The organism is Clavibacter sp. VKM Ac-2872 (genome assembly GCF_015351105.1).
GTDB lineage: Bacteria > Actinomycetota > Actinomycetes > Actinomycetales > Microbacteriaceae > Clavibacter.
Genome location: NZ_JADKRR010000002.1, coordinates 340,539 through 358,817 on the forward strand (window position 1 = coordinate 340,539; position 18,279 = coordinate 358,817).

Sequence of the window (18,279 nt, forward strand, 5' to 3'; positions counted from 1 at the left end):
ACGCGGACGCCGACCTAGCGTGTGGTGTTCAGCCGGGCGTCCCGCCCACCGACGAAGGAGTCACGCGTGCTGGTATTCCTGGGCTTCGCCATGGTCCTCACCTTCATGGCCCTCATCATGACCAAGCGGCTGACGCCCATGGTCGCCCTCATCCTCGTGCCGACGATCTTCGGGCTCTTCGCGGGCGCGGGGCTCGGCATCGGCGACATGGTCATCGAGGCGCTCGGCGACCTGGCCCCCACGGCCGCGCTGCTGATGTTCGCCATCATCTACTTCGGCATCATGATCGACGTCGGCCTGTTCGACCCGCTGGTGCGCCTCATCCTCCGCCTCGCGGGCGGCGACCCGGCGAAGATCGTGCTCGGCACGGCGATCCTCGCGGCCGCGGTCTCCCTCGACGGCGACGGATCCACGACCTTCATCGTCACCACGGCGGCCATGCTGCCCATCTACCGCAAGCTCGGGATGAGCCCGGTGGTGCTCACCTGCACGGCCGGCCTCGCGAACGGCACGCTCAACATCGTCCCGTGGGGCGGCCCGACCGTCCGCGCGGCGGCGGCCCTCAAGGTCTCGCCGACCGACATCTTCGTGCCGATGATCCCGTCGCTCCTGGTGGGCATCGCGCTCGTCATGATCTTCGCCTGGACCATGGGCCTCCGCGAGCGCAGCCGCCTGGCCGCGCTCGGCGAGGCGCGCGCCGAGGGCGGGCTCGACGCCGCCGGCGGCACGGGTTCCGGCTCCGGCGGATCCACGGGCGGCTCGGGTTGGTGGCGCGCCGGTCGCGGCGCCCCCGCGACCCCGCGCGGCGGCCTCATCACCATGGCCCCGGCGCTCGTCCGCGCCGAGACGGCCGCCGTCTCCACGCTCGGCACGACGATGCTCGACCCCGACCGCGAGACCCTGCGCCCGCGCATGATCTGGTTCAACCTGGGCCTCACGATCGTGGTGCTGGCGCTGCTGATCATGGACCAGCTGCCCCTCGCCTACGTCTTCATGGTCGGCGCGGCCATCGCGCTCATCGCCAACTTCCGCGACCTCAAGCACCAGGGCGAGCGCATCGCGGCGCACGCGCCCAGCGTGGTCGGCGTGGTCTCGATGGTGCTCGCGGCGGGCGTCCTCATCGGCGTGCTCAACGGCACGGGCATGGTGTCGGCGATGTCGGCCTGGCTCGTCACGATCATCCCGGACGCCCTCGGCCCCGGCCTCGCGGTCATCACCGGCGTGCTCAGCATCCCGATGACCTTCTTCATGAGCAACGACGCCTTCTACTACGGCATGCTCCCGGTGCTCGCGGAGAGCGCGGCGAACTACGGCATCGACCCCGTCGAGATGGCGCGCGCCTCCATCACCGGGCAGCCGGTGCACCTGCAGAGCCCGCTCGTGCCGGCGATCCTGCTGCTCGTGTCGCTCACGGACGTCAACCTCGGCGACCACCACCGCAAGGTGCTGTGGCGGGCGGTGCTCGTGTCGCTCACGATGCTCGCGGTGGGCGTGCTCACGGGGGTGATCCCGATCTGATCGGGAGCGCTGCGCGAGGGGCGCGTCCTACTGGGTGCGCCGCGCCACCTGGTACCCGGCGTCGGCGTAGACGATCTCGTAGGTCGCGCCCGCCTGCGTCGCCTCGCCGTACTGGTCGGCGTTGAGGGCGCCCTGGCCGAGGCCGCCGCCGAGGGTGTCGATCACGACGTACTGCGGCGCGGGATTGCCCGGGTTGCCGAGCCAGTAGACCTCGTGGTCGTCGACGAGGTACGACATGAGGCCGATGTCGCTGAGGACGCTCGCGCCCGCCGGCACCTGGTCGAGCGCGGCCTGCGCCTGCGCGGCCCGGGGCGCCGCCTGCCAGATGGTCGGCTTCGTGAGCTCGGCCATGGGCGAGCGGAAGAACAGGGCTACGGCGACGATGGCGAGCACCGGCACGGTCGCGCGCGAGGCCACGGCGATCCAGTGCTGCCGGCCCGCGCGAGCGCGCACGATGCCGTCGATCGCGGCGGCGAACACGATGGGCATGAGCACGGCGTCGTAGTGGTAGCCGGGCCCCCAGTACGCCTCGGTCGGCGAGAGGAAGCGCCAGGCGAGCGTCGGCACCACGAGGAGGATCAGCGGCGACCGCAGCGCGATGAACGCGCCCGCGAGGACGAGGAAGGCGACCGTCTCCAGCTTCGGCGCCACGAAGAGCCCCGCGATGGTGCCGAACGGATCTGCGAGCGCGCCGCCCGCGTCGAGCTTGGACGCGTAGTCCCAGCGGGCCTCGCGGTTGAAGGCCGGCAGGATCACGGTGGTCGCGAGCACGAACCACGCGACGCCCCAGCCGGCGAGCGCGACGCCGATGCGGCGGTCCATCGCGAGCGCGATGATCACGCCGAGCACCGCGACCGTGAGGCCGAGGTCCTCCTTCACGAACACGAGCGGCACGGCCCACGCGGCGGCGGCGAGCGCGCGGCGGGCGATCACGGCGTCGAGCGCGAAGGCCAGCAGCGGCAGGGCGAACGCGATCTCGTGGAACTGGAACGCGACCGCGCCCTGGATCCCCCAGCTCAGCCCGTACGCCGCCGCGACGACGATCGCGCCCCACCGGCCCGCGACCCGGCCGGCCAGGCGGCCGATGCCGACCACCGAGATCCCGATGAGGACGGCCTGGACCACGAGCAGCGCGAACGCGTGCGGCCAGACGGCGTAGACCGGGCCGAGCAGCACGAGGATCGGGTGGAAGTGGTCGCCCATGAGGTTGAAGCCGTCGCCCTTGATGGAGACGAGCGGCGCCTGGAGGCGCGAGTAGTCCTGCGCCAGCTGCGTGAAGATGCCGAGGTCCCACGACTTGACGGTGAAGCGGCGCCACTCGAGCGCCGAGTAGAGCACGTAGACGGCGGTGACGAGCGCGGCGACGACGACGACGCCGACGGTGCCGGGCACGCGGGATCCGGTGATGGGCGCGCGGAGGGCGATCGTGGGATCCGGCTCGACGGAGCCGTCGTCGTCGGCGTGGCGGCGGTGGGCCGTGTCGTTCGTGCGGGTCACGGCATCAGGGTCTCACGCGGGGCCGGGTTCGAGGGGGCGCGATCCCCGGGATCATCCGCTCAGGGCCGGTCGACCCGGACGCGCGTGGGTGCGGGTCGACTCAGCGGCGCGCGCCGCCTGCACCGTCCTGGCGCTCGCGCTCGGCGGCCATGGCGGCGCGGCCGGCGTCGCGGTTCTTCACGCGGATCTGCTCCTCGCGCACCTCGGCCTGCGTCGCGCGCTCCTGCACGAGCCACTGCGGCGGGGCCTGCAGCAGCTCCTTGATCTGGGCGGTGGTGAGCGCCTCGTCGACGCCGCCGCGGGCGAGGCCGGCGATGGAGATCCCGAGCTTGCCGGCGATGACCGGGCGCGGGTGCGGGCCGTCGCGCAGCAGGGTGGCGAGCCACTCGGGCGGGTTCGCGTGCATCTCGGCGAGCTCCGCGCGGGACGGGGTCGACTCCTGGAACTCCACGGGGGTCGCCGGCAGGTGCACGCCCAGCTTCTTCGCCGCGGTCGCGGCCTTCATCGTCTGGCTGGATCCGGGGCTCGTCATGAGCCCAGGGTACCGTCGGGGCCCCGGCCGCCCTGCACTAGCCTGGATCGGACCCGCCGCCGCTCCGCGCGCCACCATCGAGCGGGCCATCGAGGGGACCCCCGTGGACGCCGATCCGACCGCCCTCCGGCACTTCGCCGCCGTGGCCGACGAGCTGCACTTCGCCCGCGCCGCGAAGGCCCTCAACGTCTCGCGCATCGCCGTGAGCCGCTCGATCCTCGACCTCGAGGCGCTGTGGGGCGTCGAGCTGTTCGTGCGCGACGACGGCCCCACGCGCCTCAGCCCCGCGGGCGAGGAGCGGCTCGTCGAGGCCCGCGCCGCGATCGCCGCCGAGGACGCGCGCCGCGCCGCGGAGGCCGCCGCGCCGCCGCGGGGCCTGGTCGTCGCGATCGTCCCGGGCGTCACCGTCGCCAAGTGGACCCGCGCCTGGGACGAGCGCGTCGCCGACGTGCCGCTGCGGGTCGTGCCGCTCGCCGAGCCCGCCGCGGCGCCCGCCCTCGTCGACGGATCCGCGGACGTCGCGTTCCTCCGCCTCCCCGTGGACGGCCGCGGCCTCACGATCGTGCCGATCTACGGCGAGGTGCAGGTCGCGATCCTGCCCAAGGAGCACGCGCACGCCACCGCCGACGCGGTCGCGATCGCGGAGCTGGCGGACGAGCTGCTGCTGCAGCCGGCCGACCAGGTGCCGGGATGGGCCGGGCGCACGGCGGGCGCGGATCCCGTCCCGATGCCCGACGACGTCGCCGCGGCCGTCGAGCTGGTCGCCGCGGGCGTCGGCTTCGTGGTGGTGCCGCACGCGCTTGGCCGGCTGCACGCGCGCAAGGACGTCGTCGCGGTGCCGGTGCACGACCTGCCGGAGACGCGGATCGCCGTGGCCTGGCGCGAGGGCGACGCCTCCCCCGAGATCGAGGAGCTCGTGGGCATCGTCCGCGGGCGCACCGCCGCGAGCTCCCGGTCGCAGCGCGACGACGACGAGCGCGACCGCCGGAAGCCGACCGCCGCGCAGAAGACCGCGCGCAAGGCCGCGGGCAAGCCGGGCGCCGCGGGCGGGAAGGGCGGGTCGAAGCCGACCCCGAAGGGCGGCGGGAAGCGCACTCCCCCGCCGCGCGGCCAGCGACGCGGGCGCTAGGGACCAGGGCGGGCGGATCCGTCGGCCGGCTCAGGCCGGGCGGCGCCCCGCCTGCAGGTCGGCGACCACGCGACCCACGTGCGCGCCCCAGCGGCGGTACATGGACGCGTAGCGGAACTCGCCGTCCTCGAAGTCGACGGGACCCGCGTCCGGCAGCTTCACCGACGTGACCTGCGGGAAGCGCGCGCACACCTCGGCCTTGCGCTGGGAGAGGTACATCGCGTGATCCCGGAAGAGGCCCCGGACGAACGTGCCGGCCTCCACGTACTGCGACACCTGCGGCACGTCCGAGACGAGCACGATCGAGTTGTCGGCGGTCTGCTCCACGAGGTGGTCGAGCAGGTCCTCGAGGCGGTGGACCCAGGGGGTGATGCGCGCGAGCTCGAGCGCGTCGGCGACCCCGGGCATCACGAGCACGACGTCGTAGCGGTGCAGCTCGGTGATCTGCCGCACGGCCTCCTGCGTGGCGGTGAGGTGCTGGTCGGCGAGCGGCACCGTGCGCCACTCGACGCCACGGCCGGTGATCGCGGCGAGCGCCCGCGCCGACTGCGCCGCCACCCCCTCCGCGTGGGTGCGCAGGCCCACGCCGGATCCGCCGATGCCGCCGAGCGCGAGGACGCGGTCCGGATCCGGGCCCGCCACCACGCCGACGGGCGCATCCGTCGGCACCGTCGCGGTCAGCGGGGTCGGGATGCCGCCGCGCAGGCTCGCCGCCACGAAGGGACGGACGGTCTGGTGGAGGAGGCGGATCGGCGATGACATGGGCTCCTGGGGATCGAGGGGCGACCGTCGATCATGCGCTGACCGTGCTTCGACCACCCCCGTGTCGGAGGCACAGCCTATCGTCGTCCACGAGCACGGCCGGGTGCTCGCGCCCCCGTCCTGACACCTGGAGCACCGATGATCCGCGAGCCCGAGCCCCTCGTCCCCCACCCCCCGCACGCCCGCTTCCACCAGGGCGCCTGGCGCGTGCAGGTCGCGTCGCAGCCCGTCCTCGGCTACGTGGTGCCCACGGCGCGCACGGCCGGCGCGGATCCCGTGTTCGAGGTCTACGCCGACGCGGTCGACGACTCCGGCCGGCGGGTGTGGGTCTCGACGGCCGTCACGCTGGAGGACGCGGTCGCGTGGATGCGCGAGCACGACATGGAGCTGCTCTCGTTCGCGGGCGAGCACGCCCGTCGCCGCCGCGAGCTCGCCACCGGCATGATGCCGACGCACTACTGAGCGAGGAGCCGGCCGCTGCGCCGCGCGACCGCGGCGACGAGCGGCTGCGCGAGGGCCAGCGCCAGGCACAGGGCGCCGAGCACGTCCCAGGTGCCGGCGGCGTGCAGGTGCGCGATGAGCTGCGTGCCGAGGAGCGGTCCCACCATCGCGGCGACGCCCCAGCTGATCCCGTAGGCCGACAGGTAGCGCCCCCGGGCGGCGGCGGGCGCGATCGCGGCGACGAGGGCCGTCGCGCGACCCAGCAGGATCAGGTCGCCGAGGCTCCAGACCACGGTCGCCGCGACGAGACCCGGGAGGCCGGCGGCCTGCCCGACGAGCGCGAAGCCGAGCCCCAGGAGGACGAAGCCGACCGCCATCCCCGCCGTGCTCCCGAGGCGGGACGCCGGGCCGCGCGCCAGGAGGGGCTGCCCGAGCACGATCGTCAGGGCGGAGACGGCGAGCAGGATGCCGAGCGACGCGGGGTCGATCCCCCGTTCGGCCAGCGTCAGAGGCAGGGCGACGTCGATCTGCAGGTAGAGCACCGCGAAGCCCGTGCCGGTGGCGAGCATCACGAGCAGCAGCGGGTCGCGCCACGGGCTGCGCGCGCCGGCCACCGGAGCGGGCGCGTCACCCGCCGGCTCCTCGGCCGCGACCGGGGATCCCCGACGGAGCCCGACGAGCACGAGGGCGGCGCAGGCGAGGCAGCTCACCGCGTCGGCGACGAACAGCAGGCGCAGGTCGATGCCGCCCAGGATCGCCGCGAGGACGCCGGCCGCGACCCCCGCGACCGCGAGTGCCGCCCCGTAGAGGCCGTACGCGGCGACCCGGTCGCGGTCGTCCGTGACGAGGTCCGCGATGAGCGCCTGCGAGGCCGGCTCGTAGACCTCGAACGCCAGGCCGAGGAGCACGGCGGCCACCGCGGCGGTCGCGATGCCGGGAGCCGCCGCCAGCATGAGCTGGAAGGCGGCGGTGAGCGTCAGGCCGAGCGCGATCGTGCTCCGCCGGCCGAGCGCGTCGGCGAGGAGCCCGCCGAGGATCCGCGACGGGATCGTGGCGGCCCCGAAGAGCGCGACGACGAGGCCGGCGGTCGCGAGCGACGCGCCGAGGTCGACGGTGAGCACCACCGTGAGGAACGGCAGCGTGAACGCGCCGAGCCGGTTGACGGCCCGGGCGAGGACGAGGATCCGGACCTCCACGGGGAGGCGCCGCCACGTCACGACGCGGCCGGGGCGCACGTCCGTCACGTCGTCGTCGGCTGCCTCGTCCATGCGCCCACCCGCCGTCCGGGTCAGGCGTTCGTGAGCCAGTACGCGATGAGGAGCATCGTCACCACGAAGCCGGACAGGAAGTTCAGGCCGAGGAAGCGGCGCCAGCCGCGGTTCGCGGCTCCCGCGTCCTCGTCGCGGATCGACCAGAACGGCGCGGTGCTCAGGATGTACGGGATCACGAGCACGCTGGCGATGATACCCGGCAGCCCGGTGAACAGCATCGCGACCCCGGCCGCGGCGTACGCGAGCACGGCGATCCGCACGGTGACGGCCCCGCCGAGCACGGTCGCGATGGAGGAGATGCCGCCCTCGCGGTCGGCCACGATGTCCTGCACCGCGCCGAACGCGTGCGAAGCGACCCCCCACAGGAAGAACGCCGCGAGGATCGCCCACAGCGCGGGCGTGAACGCGCCGCCCGCGAGCACGATGCCGTAGACCGCGGGGGACGTGAAGTGCGTGCTCGAGGTGAGGGAGTCGAGCACCGGCCGCTCCTTGAAGCGCAGGCCCTTCAGCGAGTACGCGATCACGGCGAAGACGCTCACAGCCAGCACCGCGACGCTCGCCGCGGATCCCACGGCCACGAGGTAGACGAGGAACGGCACGTTCGTGACGAGCACGGCGATGAGCACCGGCCGGTGCATGGCCCGCGCGAGCACCGCGCCCTCCACGCCGCCCTTCCGCGGGTTCCGCATGTCGGACTCGTAGTCGAAGACGTCGTTGATGCCGTACATGGCGAGGTTGTACGGGATGAGGAAGTAGAGGGTGCCGAGGATCGCCGTGAGGTCGAGATCGCGCGTGACCGTGAGGTACGCGGCCGCGAACGGGAACGCCGTGTTCACCCAGGAGAGCGGGCGGGACGACAGCGCGATGGTGCGCAGCGTCTCCGCGGCGCCCGGACGCGCGCGCACGTCACTCATGCGCTTCGATGCCGGACACGCTGCGGCGGCGGCGCAGCAGGTACCAGACCGCGGGGAGCAGCACGAGGGCGGCGATCGCGTAGGCGAAGTCCTCGACGGGCGCGTAGCCGAGGATGAGGCCCACCAGCTTGTCGTCGTCGTAGCCGACGAGGCCGACCTTGATCATGATGTTGTCGAAGATGAGCGTCATCACGAGCAGGATCAGGACGGGCATCCGCCGGTACCAGTAGTACTCGGGGTAGTCGAAGCGGCTGGATCCGTAGGGCACCGCGTTCGCCTCGCGCAGCAGCAGGCGGCGGAACAGGAACCCCACGACCGCGACGGGGAGCAGGAACAGCAGGTCGAGCGCGAGGTAGCTCATCGGTTCGCGCGCTCCCTCGCCCGGGCGACGTGGTGGTCGGCGAGGCGGCTGAACCCGTTGACGAGGTTCATCGTGAGGTAGCAGAGCAGCGCGAGGAAGAAGACCTCCTCGAGCGGCAGCTCCGGGCCCACGAGGATCCCCGTCATGAACGCGGTCTCCCCGCGGAAGAAGATGCCCTGCGAGATGCCCGCGATGTCCCAGGCGAGGAAGAAGGCGACGCCGATGAGGGTCGTGAGGATCGCCGCCGTCCGGTCGCGCCAGAAGAACAGGCGCCACCGCCGGTCGATGAGCATCATGCAGCCGAGCGCGCCGAGCAGCAGCACCAGGTAGACGAGGCCCATCAGACGACCGGGCGGCCGACCGTGCGCACGAGCGGCACGGCGCCCGGGCCGGTCGACGTGTCGCCGCGGAGGCGCTTCACGAGGATCTCCGCGCTGATGAGGCACATGGGCAGGCCGATGCCGGGGATGGTGGATCCGCCGGCGTAGTGCAGCCCGTCGACCTTCTTGCTCGTGTTGCCGGCGCGGAACATGGCCGACTGCGTGAGCGTGTGGGCGGGCCCGAGGATGGTGCCCTTCCACGAGTGCAGGTCGGCGGCGAAGTCGCCGGGGCCCGAGGTGCGGCGGAGGACGATGCGCTCGGCGAGGTCGGGGATGCCGGCCCAGTCGCTGATCTGCTGGATGGCGCGGTCGGCGATCTCCTCGACGCGCGCGTCGCCGGCGCCGTCGATGCCGCCGCGGCCGATGGTCGGGTCGGCGGGGATGGGCACGAGGATGAAGACGTTCTCGTGGCCCGCGGGCGCGACCGATGCGTCGGTGGCGCTGGGCTTGCAGACGTAGAGGCTCGCCGGATCCGGCACGGAGGTCGTGCCGCCCTTCGGCGGGAAGATGCGGGAGAAGTTCTCGTCCCAGTCCTCCGTGAACAGCAGCGTGTGGTGGTGCAGCTCGGGCAGCTCGCCCTCCACGCCGAGGTAGACGAGCACGGCGCCGGGGCCCGCGGTGGCCTTGTCCCAGTACGCCTGCGGGTAGGTGCGGAACGCCTCGGGGATGAGCTCGGTCTCGGTGTGATGCAGGTCGGCGGTGGAGACGACCACGTCGGCGTCGAGCGTCTCGGTGCCGGCGTCGGTGGTGATCTGCACGCCGCGCGCCCGCGCCTTGCCGGCCTTCGTCGGCTCGGTGAGGATGCGCGAGACGGGCGCGCCCGTGCGGATCTCGACGCCCTCGGCGCGCGCGACCCGCTCGATCGCGTCGATCACGGTGATGAGGCCGCCCTGCGGGTACAGCACGCCGTCCTCGAGGTCGAGGTGGCTCATCAGGTGGTACATGCTCGGCGCGAGCTTCGGCGACGAGCCGAGGAACACGGCAGGGTAGCCGAGGATCTGGCGGAGGCGGCGGTCCTTCACGTAGCGGGCCACGTGCGTCTCGAGCGGCGTGAGCAGCAGCTTCCCGAGCGTGCCCGTGCGGGTGACGACGTCGCGCTTCAGCAGCGACCGGTAGTCGGCGAAGGTCGTGTAGAGGAAGCGCTTCTTCGCGACCTCGTAGACGTCCTTCGCGGAGTCGAGGTAGCGGGCCATGGCGGGGCGGGATCCGGGCTCGACGCTCTCGAACAGGTCGAGGTTGGCCTCGCGGGAGTCGCGGATGTCGATGGGGTCGCTCTCGCCCTCGAACAGCACGCGGTAGCCGGGGAGGCGCACGAGGTCGAGCTCGTCGGCCGCGCTCGTGCCCAACAGACGGAAGAAGTGGTCGAACACCTCGGGCATGAGGTACCAGCTCGGGCCGAGGTCGAAGCGGAAGCCGTCCTTCTCCCAGGAGCCGGCGCGGCCGCCGACCTCGTCGCGGCCCTCGACGAGGGTGACGCGGTAGCCGTCGCGGGCGAGGAGAGCCGCGGAGGCGAGGCCGGCGATCCCGCCGCCGATCACGATGGCGGTGGGTGCGGTCATGGCGCTCTCCTGCTGCTCGGGGTCGGACGGGGCGGGGTCGGACGGGGCGGGCTCGGTCGGGGCGGGACGCGACGCGGGGGCCGGGCGGGCGGCATGCGCGCGGGGTCCGCGGGAGCGGCGCACGAGGCGGCCGTCGACCCCCGACGGCTCAGCGCCCGACGCGGCGGCGAGCGCGATGCGGGCCTTCACGGGATCCGGCACCCGCACGCGCGTCCGCACGAGCTCGGACGCCGGGGTGTCGCGCAGGCGCACGGCGAGCTCCGCGAACAGGCCCTGCGCGAGCGCGACGGCGCGGCGGCTGGAGGCGGGCAGGTCGGGGATCACGGCGCCGGACACGCGGAGGTCGTGGTCGATGTCGTCGAGGATGCGCTCCTTGTCGGCCTCCGAGAAGGAGGCGACGTCGACGCCGGGGAAGTAGCTGCGGCCGAGCGCGCCGTGGTCGGCGGCCAGGTCGCGGAGGAAGTTGACCTTCTGGAACGCGGCGCCGAGGCGCTTGGCGCCCTCCTCGAAGCGGATCCGCTCCGGGCGCGTCGTCGCGTGGCCGACCAGGAACGCGCGCAGGCACATGAGGCCGACGACCTCGGCGGATCCGTACACGTACTCCGTGAAGGACGCGGGCGTGTGCTCCATCCGCCGCAGGTCCATGCGCATGGAGGCGAAGAACGGCGCGGTGAGCTCGGCGCCGAAGCCCGCGCGGCGGGCCGTGATGGCGAAGGCGTGGACGACGAGGTTGGTGCTGTAGCCGCGGAGCATGGCGTCCTCGGTCTCCTGCTCCAGCGCGTCGAGCAGCTCCTCGACGTGCGCCGGATCCACGCCGGCACCGGCCGCGGCCCCGTCGACGATCTCGTCAGCCACGCGCACGAGCGCGTACACGTTCTCGATGTGCTGGCGGACGTCAGGCCCGAGCAGGCGCGACGCGAGCCCGAAGGAGGTGGAGTAGCGGCGGATCACGACGGAGGCGGTCTCCTGCGCGACGCGGTCGTACTTCTCGAGGCCCGTGGGCTCCTCGGGGGCGGCGGGCCGGCGGCCGGGGAGGCGACGGGTCATCGGATGCGCCCGAGCACGGACTCCGCGACGGGCGCGAGCTCCCGGCGGAGGGCCTCCGGCACGACCGGGTCGTCGAGGCGCGCGACGGCGGCGACCGCGAGGTCCCGCGCGACGCCCTCGGCGTAGGTGCGGGCGCCCGAGCTCTCCAGCACCGAGCGGACGAGCGCCGCCTCGCCGCGGGAGAGGTCGTCCTTGCCCACGAGCGCGCTGATCTCGCCCCACTCCGACGACCGCACGGCGTGCGCGATGAGCACGGTGCGCTTGCCCTCGCGCAGGTCGCCGAGGTTCGTCTTGCCGGTCTCCTGCTCGTCGCCGAAGACGCCGAGCACGTCGTCGACCACCTGGTAGGCGATGCCGATGTCGCGGCCGAAGTCGCCGAGCGCCGCGACGACCTCGGGTCGCGCGCCCGCGAGCACCGCACCCGCCTGCAGCGGCGCCTCGAACGAGTACACGGCGGTCTTGAGCCGCTCCATGCGGAGGATCTCGTCGACGCTCGGCACGTCCGCGGTGAGCGAGAACTCGACGTCGATGAGCTCGCCCGCGGCCGACGCGAACACGGCGTCGTCGAGGAGCTCCAGGAGGTGGGACCGCGTCAGGTCGCGCACGCCGCTCGCGTCGATGAGGCGGTAGGCGTTGACGAGCGCCAGATCCCCCGCGATGACGGCGGCCGACATGCCGCGGTGCTCGGCGAGCGGCTGGGGCAGGCCCTGCGTGGTGGCGATGTCGCGGTAGGCGCCGGAGACGTTGGGGCCGCCGCGCCGGGTGAAGTCGCGGTCGATGACATCATCGTGGACGATGAGCGCGGTGTGGAGCATCTCGAACGCGGCGCCGACGTGGGCGGCTGCCTGCACGTCCTGGCCCCCGAGGCCGTCGTACGCGGCCATCACCATGCGCGGCCGGAACCGCTTGCCGCCGGCCGTGTTCGACTCGAGCGTGCGCCACAGCTTCACGTACTCGGGGCCCATGACCTCGGCCCGGACGAGCGAGCGGGCGAAGAACGCATCCAGCACGCCGTTCACATGGGCCTGCCTCGTGGTGGAGACGGCAGCGAGGTTGGTGGCGTCCACGGATGAAACCTAACATCGAGGGGGTAACGGAAAGCAGGGAGCGCATGTCACAGCACACCGAGCTCGTCGTCCTCCTGGACGACGACGGCGAGCCCATCGGGACGGCGCCCAAGGCGACGGTCCACACCCGCGACACCGCGCTGCACCTCGCGTTCTCGTGCCACGTGTTCGATCGGCAAGGCCGGATCCTCGTCACGCGCCGCGCGATCGGCAAGCTCACCTGGCCCGGCGTCTGGACCAACTCGTTCTGCGGCCACCCCGCGCCCGACGAGGACATGCTCGAGGCCGTGCACCGCCGCGCCGAGCAGGAGCTGGGGCTCGAGCTCGCGTCCGTCGAGCTCGTGCTGCCCGACTTCCGCTACCGGGCCACCGACGCCGCGGGCGTCGTCGAGAACGAGATCTGCCCCGTGTTCCGGGCGATCGCGGCCACGCCGGTGGATCCGCGGCCCGAGGAGGTCGGCGAATACCAGTGGGTGGATCCCGAGGAGCTCATCCCCGCGGTCGCCCACACGCCGTGGGCCTTCAGCCCGTGGCTCACGCTCCAGCTGCCGTTGCTGTACCCGGAGCACGCGGCGCACGCGGGGCTGGCGGACGCGGAGGCCGACGCCGACGCGGTGCCCGCCGCCTGATCCGTTCGTCTCCTCGGGATCGGCGCCGCAGCCATCGCTGGGGGCGACCGGCCCGAGGGCGCGGCCGTCGCCCGTAGCCTCCGCGGGTGGAATCCGAATCGGCGCGTGTCACCCGCATCCGTCCGTTCTACGCGTCGCAGGTCGACGCCTACGACGCCATCGTGAGCGCTCCGGTCGAGGGCTGGATCGAGGAGATCCGCGGGCACCGGACGGACGGGGGCCTGCTCGATGCCGGCTGCGGCACCGGCCGCCACGCAGAAGCTCTCGCCCGGGCGGGATTCGAGGTGGAGCTGGCGGATGCCTCGCCGGCCATCCTCGCGGTGGCGCGCACGCGCAACCCGGGGATCCGCGCGCACCTCGCGGACATCTGCACGGTGGACCTCGGCCGCCGGTACGACGTCGTCGCGTGCCGCGGGGTGCTGAACGACATGCTCAGCGACGTCGAGCGCTCCGCCGCCGTCGAGCGCCTCGCCGCGCACGCGGCCCCCGGCGGCGTGCTGGTGCTCGACGTGCGCGACCGCGACGCCACCCGCGACCGGGCCGGCCGCACCACCACGACGGAGGGCGCGCTGCCCGACGGACGCACCGTCCGGTTCCGCAGCAGCACGACCTGGGCGGATCCGCTGGTGCGCGTGCGCGAGCTGCACGAGATCATCGCGCCCGGACGACCGACCGAGTCCGAGCCGTTCGACTTCGCGATGCGGCCGTGGACGCGGCGGGAGCTCACGGACGCGCTCGGCGCAGCGGGCCTGGTCGACGTCGTGGTCGACGCGGCGGCGCATCGCCCCTCCGGCGACCGGCTGGTCGCGTCGGGACGGCGCCCGCTCTCGTTCGCCGGCTGAGGGCCCGGCCGCGCACGCGGACGGGCCCTCATCGTGGTGCGGGCGGGATCAGCCCCAGAAGGCGCGGATCTCGTCGGCGACGCGCTCGGCCTGGCGGCGGCCCGCCTCGGCGGAGGCCTTGCGGGTCGAGAGCAGGAGCGAGTTCTCGCCGAACGCGGCGGTGCTGTCGTCGTCGGCCTGGATCACGAGCACGTCGGCCCGGCCGCGGAGCTGCTGCACGACGGTGGAGAGGGTCGGGCCCATGCCGCTCTGCGGGGCCTCGGGGCCGCACGCGATGACGAGGATCCGCTCGTGCTCGGCGACGACGTCGGCGTTCGTGCCGGAGCGCATGCCGCCGTCCATGTAGGGGCGGCCGTCGATGGTGACGGGCGGGAAGACGCCGGGCACGGCGCAGCTCGCGGCGGACGCCCGCACGAGGTCGGCGCCGGAGGCCTTGTCGAAGACGGTGAAGCGGCCGGTGCCGGCGTCGACCGCGGTGATGCGGAGATCCGCCTCGGGCCAGTCGCGGATCGGGAGCAGCTGGCCGATGCGCTCGACGCTCGCGGCGTCGTCCACCTCGGGGTCGTACTCCTCGAGCGCGAACTCGCCGATCTTCTGGCGCGTGGGGATCTCGCCCGCGGTGCTCACGATGCCCTCGCCGATGACCTCGATGGTGCGGGAGAGGTCGCGGCTGCCCATCGGCTCCGCCATGCCGGCCACGTCGACGAAGTGCTCGTCGTAGGCGGCGTCGATGGCGCCCGCCCGCAGGTTGATGGCGACGACGGATCCCGCCGACGTGCCGACCACCGCGTCGGCCGCGCCGAGGTCGACGCCCGCCGCGAGGAGGCCGGACAGGAGGCCCGTCTCCCACGCGATGCCGGCGACGCCTCCGCCGCCGAGGACGAGCCCCCGCGTCGGCGTGGTCGTGTCCCGCTCGGTGCCGGTCATGGTCCTCCTCTTCCGCGGGCCCGGGCCTGCGTGCTCGTCGTGATGGTGGTTGATGCGGCTCCATCATCCCCGAACACGGTGGACGGCGCCCGAGCGCCCGATGCACGCACGGTGGACGCGGGCGGGCTCAGCGCGCGGCGGACGGATCCGCGGCGGATGCGGACGCGGCGGGACCGGCGGGACCCGCGGCCGCCTCCCGGTAGACCTCGCGCACCTCGCCGAGGAACCGCGTCACGGCGGCGCGCTCCGCGTCGGTCAGGGCGTCGGCCGCGCGCGCGACCCCGCCGATCATGGGCATCAGCTCCGCCATGGCCTGGCCGACGGAGGCCGGCCGCGGGACGACGACGACGCGGCGGCGGTCGTGCGGGTGCGGTCGGCGGTCGACGTGGCCGACCTCGACGAGCCGGTCGACCACGAGCGTCGCGGCCGCGGTGGAGACCCCGAGACGGCCGGCCAGCTCCGTGGGCGACAGCGACCCCTCCTGGATGAGGTGCTCCATCGCCTTCATGTCGGTGGGGTTGACCTCGAGCACACCGCCGAGCCGGCGCTCGAACCCGGCGGCGAGGCCCAGCACGTTGCGGAGGATCCGGCCGAGCTCGCCGGCCGCGCCCGCGTCCGCGGGGACGCCCGCGCCGGGGGCGGGCAGGGCCGCGGCGGCTGCCGTCGGGGCGGCGGGCGCGTCCGGATCGGGGCGGGGACGGGCGCGCGACATGCTGCCATGGTACGCCGCAGGTAGCTAAGCCGCTTGATCATCAGTAGGCTGACTATCACCGCACCCCTGGAGGACCTGTGAGATCCATCGCCCGCTTCGTCAGCGCCCGCCGCACCGCCTGGATGGCGCTCGTCATCGCGGTCGCCGCCGTCGCCGCCCTGTTCGCCTTCCTGCCGAAGGGCGAGGCCGACGCCTTCCCGCCCTCCGGCCTGCCGGACTCGAGCCAGGCGAAGCAGGTGAGCGAGCTGCTCGAGCGGTTCCCGAGCGCCGACACGACCGTGGGGATCCTCGTCTTCAGCCGGGACGGCGCCGCGCTCACGGACGCCGACACCGCCGCGATCGCGCAGCGCGCCGAGGCCCTGGCCGCCGACTCGATCGCCCCGCAGGCCGTCGTGCCGCAGGCCAGCGACGACGGCCGCGCGGCGCTCGTCGCCGTGCCGCTCGACGCGTCCGCGGTCGCCGACGACGTCGCCGGGACCGCCGCGACCCTCCGCACCACGGCATCGGACGGCCTCCCGGACGGGCTGGTCGCTCAACTCACCGGCCCGGTCGGCTTCCAGGCCGACATCTCGAACGCGTTCGCGGGCGCCGACTTCCGCCTCCTGCTCGTGACGGTGCTGGTGGTCGCGGTGCTGCTCATCGTCACGTACCGGAGCCCCGTGCTCTGGATCGTCCCGCTCGTCGTGGTCGGCGCCGCCGACGGCCTGGCGCGCGTGGTCGTGACGGCCCTCGCGGATCCGCTCGGCATCACCATCGACGCCTCGATCGGCGGGATCCTCTCGGTGCTGGTCTTCGGCGCCGGCACGAACTACGCACTGCTGCTCGTGGCGCGCTACCGGGAGGAGCTGACGCGCCAGGAGGACCGCCACGCGGCGATGCTCACGGCGGTCACGAGCGCGGGGCCCGCCATCGCGGCGAGCGGCGGCACGGTCGCGCTCAGCCTGATCACGCTGCTGCTCGCCGAGCTCTCCGGCAACCGCGCGCTCGGGTTCGCGTGCGCTATCGGCGTGCTCATCGCGATCGCCGCCGCCCTGCTCGTGCTGCCCGCGGCCCTCGTGGTCTGCGGGCGCGGCCTCTTCTGGCCGTTCATCCCGCGCGCCGGGACCGACGCCGACCACGGCGGGAAGCCGGGCGTGTGGCGGCGGCTCGGCCTCGGGGTCCGGCGTCGCCCCGCGGTCGTGGCCGTCGTCGCCCTCGCCGGCGTCGGCGTGCTCGCGCTCGGCCTCGTCGGCGCGCGGGTCGGCCTGTCGCAGACGGACCAGCTGCTCGGCGACCCCGAGTCGGTCGCTGCCCAGGAGGTCGTCGACGCCTCGTTCTCCGCCGGCCTCACGGCGCAGACCGTCGTGCTCGCGCCGGACGCGGTGGCCGACGACGCGGTCGCCACGGCCGAGTCCGTCCCCGGCGTCGCGGGCGCCCGGGCGGGCGAGTCGGCGGAGGGCCGCACGCGCATCGACGTGCAGCTCGACGCCGAGCCTGAGAGCGCCGCGGCCTTCGCCGCGGTGCAGGACCTCCGCGACGCCTACGCCGCCGCGCCGGGCGAGCAGTCCACGACCCTCGTGGGCGGCAGCGACGCGACCGCCGCCGACACCGCCGCCTCGTCCGAGCGGGACCAGGGGCTGATCATCCCGATCATCCTGGCCATCGTGTTCGTGATCCTCGGCCTGCTCCTGCGGTCGCTGATGGCGCCGGTGCTCCTCATCGCGAGCGTGCTGGCGACCTTCTTCGCGAGCCTCGGCGCCGCGAACGTGCTCTTCCAGCAGGTGCTCGGCTTTCCCGCGTTCGACGCGAACGTGGTGCTGTTCGCGTTCCTCTTCCTGGTGGCGCTGGGCGTCGACTACAACATCTTCCTCGTGACCCGGGCGCGCGAGGAGCGGCGACTGCACGGCACGCGCGAGGGCATGGTGCGGGCGCTGGCATCCACCGGCGGCGTGATCACGAGCGCGGGCATCCTGCTCGCCGCGGTCTTCGCGGTGCTCGGCGTGCTGCCCGTCGTGGCGCTCACGCAGATCGGCGTCATCGTCTGCATCGGCGTGCTCCTCGACACGCTCGTGGTGCGGACGCTGCTCGTGCCGGCGCTGGTCTTCCTGCTGGGCGACCGGTTCTGGTGGCCGTCGCACCGCGGCGCGCGGCACCGTGAGACGGTGGACGCATGAGACTCGCCGAGGCGCTGATGGAACGGTCCGACCTGCAGAGGCGCATCGAGTCGCTGCGGAACAGGATCCAGGCGAGCGCCCGGTACCAGGAGGGCGAGGATCCCGCGGAGGACGCAGCCGCGCTGCTCGCGGAGGCGGGCGAGGCCGTCGACCTGCTGGCGGCGCTCGTGACGCGGATCAACCTCACGAACACGGCCGCCCGCCTCGACGACGGCACGCCGCTCACCTCCGCGCTCGCCCGGCGGGACGCCCTACGGACGCGGCACGGGATCCTCACGGCCGCGGCCGACGCCGCCTCCGGACGCGTCGCCGCGGGCGTGTACGCGCAGCGCCAGCTGCGGAGCGAGCTGCGGCTGATCGCCGCGCTGCCGATCCGCGAGGTGCGCGACCGGGCCGACGACGCGGCGAAGGAGCTGCGGGAGCTGGACGCCAGGATCCAGCGCGCGAACTGGGAGGTCGAGCTGGTCGAGGAGGCGTAGGGGCGAGTCGGTAGTCGTCCGGAGCGGGCACACCCCGGCGGATCAGCGGGCAACCTGAT

At 73.9% G+C, this 18,279-nt stretch carries 18 protein-coding genes; 7 read left to right on the top strand and 11 right to left on the bottom strand.

Features of this window, described 5'->3' with window-relative positions; translation table 11 throughout:
- Positions 1-90 precede the first annotated feature (90 nt).
- Positions 91-1,518, top strand: coding sequence for a CitMHS family transporter (locus tag ITJ40_RS12010; RefSeq protein ID WP_228512419.1), 1,428 nt, complete (start codon positions 91-93; stop codon positions 1,516-1,518).
- Between the two features lie 27 nt (positions 1,519-1,545).
- Here the strand turns inward: ITJ40_RS12010 and ITJ40_RS12015 are convergent, their stop codons facing one another.
- Together ITJ40_RS12015 and ITJ40_RS12020 are read right to left on the bottom strand one after the other, a co-directional pair.
- Complete coding sequence (locus ITJ40_RS12015) at positions 1,546-3,015, bottom strand: DUF2079 domain-containing protein (protein WP_194667285.1); 1,470 nt, start codon at positions 3,013-3,015, stop codon at positions 1,546-1,548.
- Positions 3,016-3,115: 100 nt separating this feature from the next.
- Positions 3,116-3,547: a DUF5997 family protein gene (locus ITJ40_RS12020; RefSeq protein WP_194667286.1), complete on the bottom strand. Its 432-nt coding sequence runs from the start codon at positions 3,545-3,547 to the stop codon at positions 3,116-3,118.
- 103 nt (positions 3,548-3,650) lie between these two features.
- Between ITJ40_RS12020 and ITJ40_RS12025 the strand changes: the two genes are divergently transcribed.
- On the top strand, positions 3,651-4,676 hold the full coding sequence (locus ITJ40_RS12025) for a LysR substrate-binding domain-containing protein (protein ID WP_194667287.1): 1,026 nt from the start codon (positions 3,651-3,653) through the stop codon (positions 4,674-4,676).
- 30 nt (positions 4,677-4,706) lie between these two features.
- Here the strand turns inward: ITJ40_RS12025 and ITJ40_RS12030 are convergent, their stop codons facing one another.
- A complete protein-coding gene (locus ITJ40_RS12030; RefSeq protein WP_194667288.1) occupies positions 4,707-5,438 on the bottom strand; it encodes a hypothetical protein in 732 nt (243 codons plus the stop codon).
- Positions 5,439-5,576: 138 nt separating this feature from the next.
- Between ITJ40_RS12030 and ITJ40_RS12035 the strand changes: the two genes are divergently transcribed.
- A complete protein-coding gene (locus tag ITJ40_RS12035) occupies positions 5,577-5,900 on the top strand; it encodes a hypothetical protein (protein ID WP_194667289.1) in 324 nt (107 codons plus the stop codon).
- Here the strand turns inward: ITJ40_RS12035 and ITJ40_RS12040 are convergent.
- The 6 genes from ITJ40_RS12040 to ITJ40_RS12065 are packed head-to-tail and all read right to left on the bottom strand — an operon-like array spanning position 5,894 to position 12,478.
- Complete coding sequence (locus tag ITJ40_RS12040) at positions 5,894-7,147, bottom strand: MFS transporter (protein WP_194667290.1); 1,254 nt, start codon at positions 7,145-7,147, stop codon at positions 5,894-5,896. The genes ITJ40_RS12035 and ITJ40_RS12040 overlap by 7 nt on opposite strands.
- 20 nt (positions 7,148-7,167) lie before the next feature.
- A complete protein-coding gene (locus ITJ40_RS12045; RefSeq protein WP_194667291.1) occupies positions 7,168-8,064 on the bottom strand; it encodes a prenyltransferase in 897 nt (298 codons plus the stop codon).
- The gene (locus ITJ40_RS12050) at positions 8,057-8,425 is read right to left on the bottom strand and encodes a lycopene cyclase domain-containing protein (protein WP_194667292.1); all 369 of its coding nucleotides are present in this window, start codon (positions 8,423-8,425) and stop codon (positions 8,057-8,059) included. Before ITJ40_RS12050 ends, ITJ40_RS12045 begins: the two co-directional genes overlap by 8 nt.
- Positions 8,422-8,766, bottom strand: a complete 345-nt coding sequence (locus ITJ40_RS12055) for a lycopene cyclase domain-containing protein (protein WP_194667293.1) — start codon at positions 8,764-8,766, stop codon at positions 8,422-8,424. Before ITJ40_RS12055 ends, ITJ40_RS12050 begins: the two co-directional genes overlap by 4 nt.
- Positions 8,766-11,411 (bottom strand): phytoene desaturase family protein, encoded by a 2,646-nt coding sequence (crtI, locus tag ITJ40_RS12060; protein WP_194667294.1) that lies wholly within the window; start codon positions 11,409-11,411, stop codon positions 8,766-8,768. The genes ITJ40_RS12055 and crtI overlap by 1 nt, the downstream gene beginning before the upstream one ends.
- Complete coding sequence (locus ITJ40_RS12065) at positions 11,408-12,478, bottom strand: polyprenyl synthetase family protein (protein ID WP_370532045.1); 1,071 nt, start codon at positions 12,476-12,478, stop codon at positions 11,408-11,410. The genes crtI and ITJ40_RS12065 overlap by 4 nt, the downstream gene beginning before the upstream one ends.
- 44 nt (positions 12,479-12,522) lie before the next feature.
- Here ITJ40_RS12065 and idi point away from each other — a divergent pair, with 44 nt between their 5' ends.
- Positions 12,523-13,107: an isopentenyl-diphosphate Delta-isomerase gene (gene idi, locus ITJ40_RS12070; protein ID WP_194667295.1), complete on the top strand. Its 585-nt coding sequence runs from the start codon at positions 12,523-12,525 to the stop codon at positions 13,105-13,107.
- An 86-nt stretch (positions 13,108-13,193) separates the two neighbouring features.
- Positions 13,194-13,949, top strand: a complete 756-nt coding sequence (locus ITJ40_RS12075; RefSeq protein WP_194667296.1) for a class I SAM-dependent methyltransferase — start codon at positions 13,194-13,196, stop codon at positions 13,947-13,949.
- A 48-nt stretch (positions 13,950-13,997) separates the two neighbouring features.
- On the opposite strand, the gene ITJ40_RS12080 is transcribed toward ITJ40_RS12075, so the two are convergent.
- The gene (locus tag ITJ40_RS12080) at positions 13,998-14,876 is read right to left on the bottom strand and encodes a patatin-like phospholipase family protein (RefSeq protein ID WP_194667297.1); all 879 of its coding nucleotides are present in this window, start codon (positions 14,874-14,876) and stop codon (positions 13,998-14,000) included.
- A gap of 127 nt (positions 14,877-15,003) precedes the next feature.
- Entirely contained in the window at positions 15,004-15,588 is a 585-nt protein-coding gene (locus ITJ40_RS12085; protein WP_194667298.1) for a MarR family transcriptional regulator, read from the bottom strand.
- A 77-nt stretch (positions 15,589-15,665) separates the two neighbouring features.
- On the opposite strand from ITJ40_RS12085, the gene ITJ40_RS12090 reads away from it, so the two are divergent.
- The gene (locus tag ITJ40_RS12090) at positions 15,666-17,741 is read left to right on the top strand and encodes an MMPL family transporter (protein ID WP_194667299.1); all 2,076 of its coding nucleotides are present in this window, start codon (positions 15,666-15,668) and stop codon (positions 17,739-17,741) included.
- Positions 17,738-18,220, top strand: coding sequence for a DIP1984 family protein (locus ITJ40_RS12095; RefSeq protein WP_194667300.1), 483 nt, complete (start codon positions 17,738-17,740; stop codon positions 18,218-18,220). The genes ITJ40_RS12090 and ITJ40_RS12095 overlap by 4 nt, the downstream gene beginning before the upstream one ends.
- Positions 18,221-18,279: the final 59 nt, after the last annotated feature.

Coding starts and splice junctions, on each gene's coding strand:
- ITJ40_RS12050 (WP_194667292.1), bottom strand. CDS start 8,425: ATGAGCTACCTCGCGCTCGACCTGCTGTTCCTGCTCCCCGTCGCGGTC.
- ITJ40_RS12045 (WP_194667291.1), bottom strand. CDS start 8,064: ATGAGTGACGTGCGCGCGCGTCCGGGCGCCGCGGAGACGCTGCGCACC.
- ITJ40_RS12035 (WP_194667289.1), top strand. CDS start 5,577: ATGATCCGCGAGCCCGAGCCCCTCGTCCCCCACCCCCCGCACGCCCGC.
- crtI (WP_194667294.1), bottom strand. CDS start 11,411: ATGACCCGTCGCCTCCCCGGCCGCCGGCCCGCCGCCCCCGAGGAGCCC.
- ITJ40_RS12010 (WP_228512419.1), top strand. CDS start 91: ATGGTCCTCACCTTCATGGCCCTCATCATGACCAAGCGGCTGACGCCC.
- ITJ40_RS12040 (WP_194667290.1), bottom strand. CDS start 7,147: ATGGACGAGGCAGCCGACGACGACGTGACGGACGTGCGCCCCGGCCGC.
- idi (WP_194667295.1), top strand. CDS start 12,523: ATGTCACAGCACACCGAGCTCGTCGTCCTCCTGGACGACGACGGCGAG.
- ITJ40_RS12030 (WP_194667288.1), bottom strand. CDS start 5,438: ATGTCATCGCCGATCCGCCTCCTCCACCAGACCGTCCGTCCCTTCGTG.
- ITJ40_RS12095 (WP_194667300.1), top strand. CDS start 17,738: ATGAGACTCGCCGAGGCGCTGATGGAACGGTCCGACCTGCAGAGGCGC.
- ITJ40_RS12080 (WP_194667297.1), bottom strand. CDS start 14,876: ATGACCGGCACCGAGCGGGACACGACCACGCCGACGCGGGGGCTCGTC.
- ITJ40_RS12055 (WP_194667293.1), bottom strand. CDS start 8,766: ATGGGCCTCGTCTACCTGGTGCTGCTGCTCGGCGCGCTCGGCTGCATG.
- ITJ40_RS12020 (WP_194667286.1), bottom strand. CDS start 3,547: ATGACGAGCCCCGGATCCAGCCAGACGATGAAGGCCGCGACCGCGGCG.
- ITJ40_RS12085 (WP_194667298.1), bottom strand. CDS start 15,588: ATGTCGCGCGCCCGTCCCCGCCCCGATCCGGACGCGCCCGCCGCCCCG.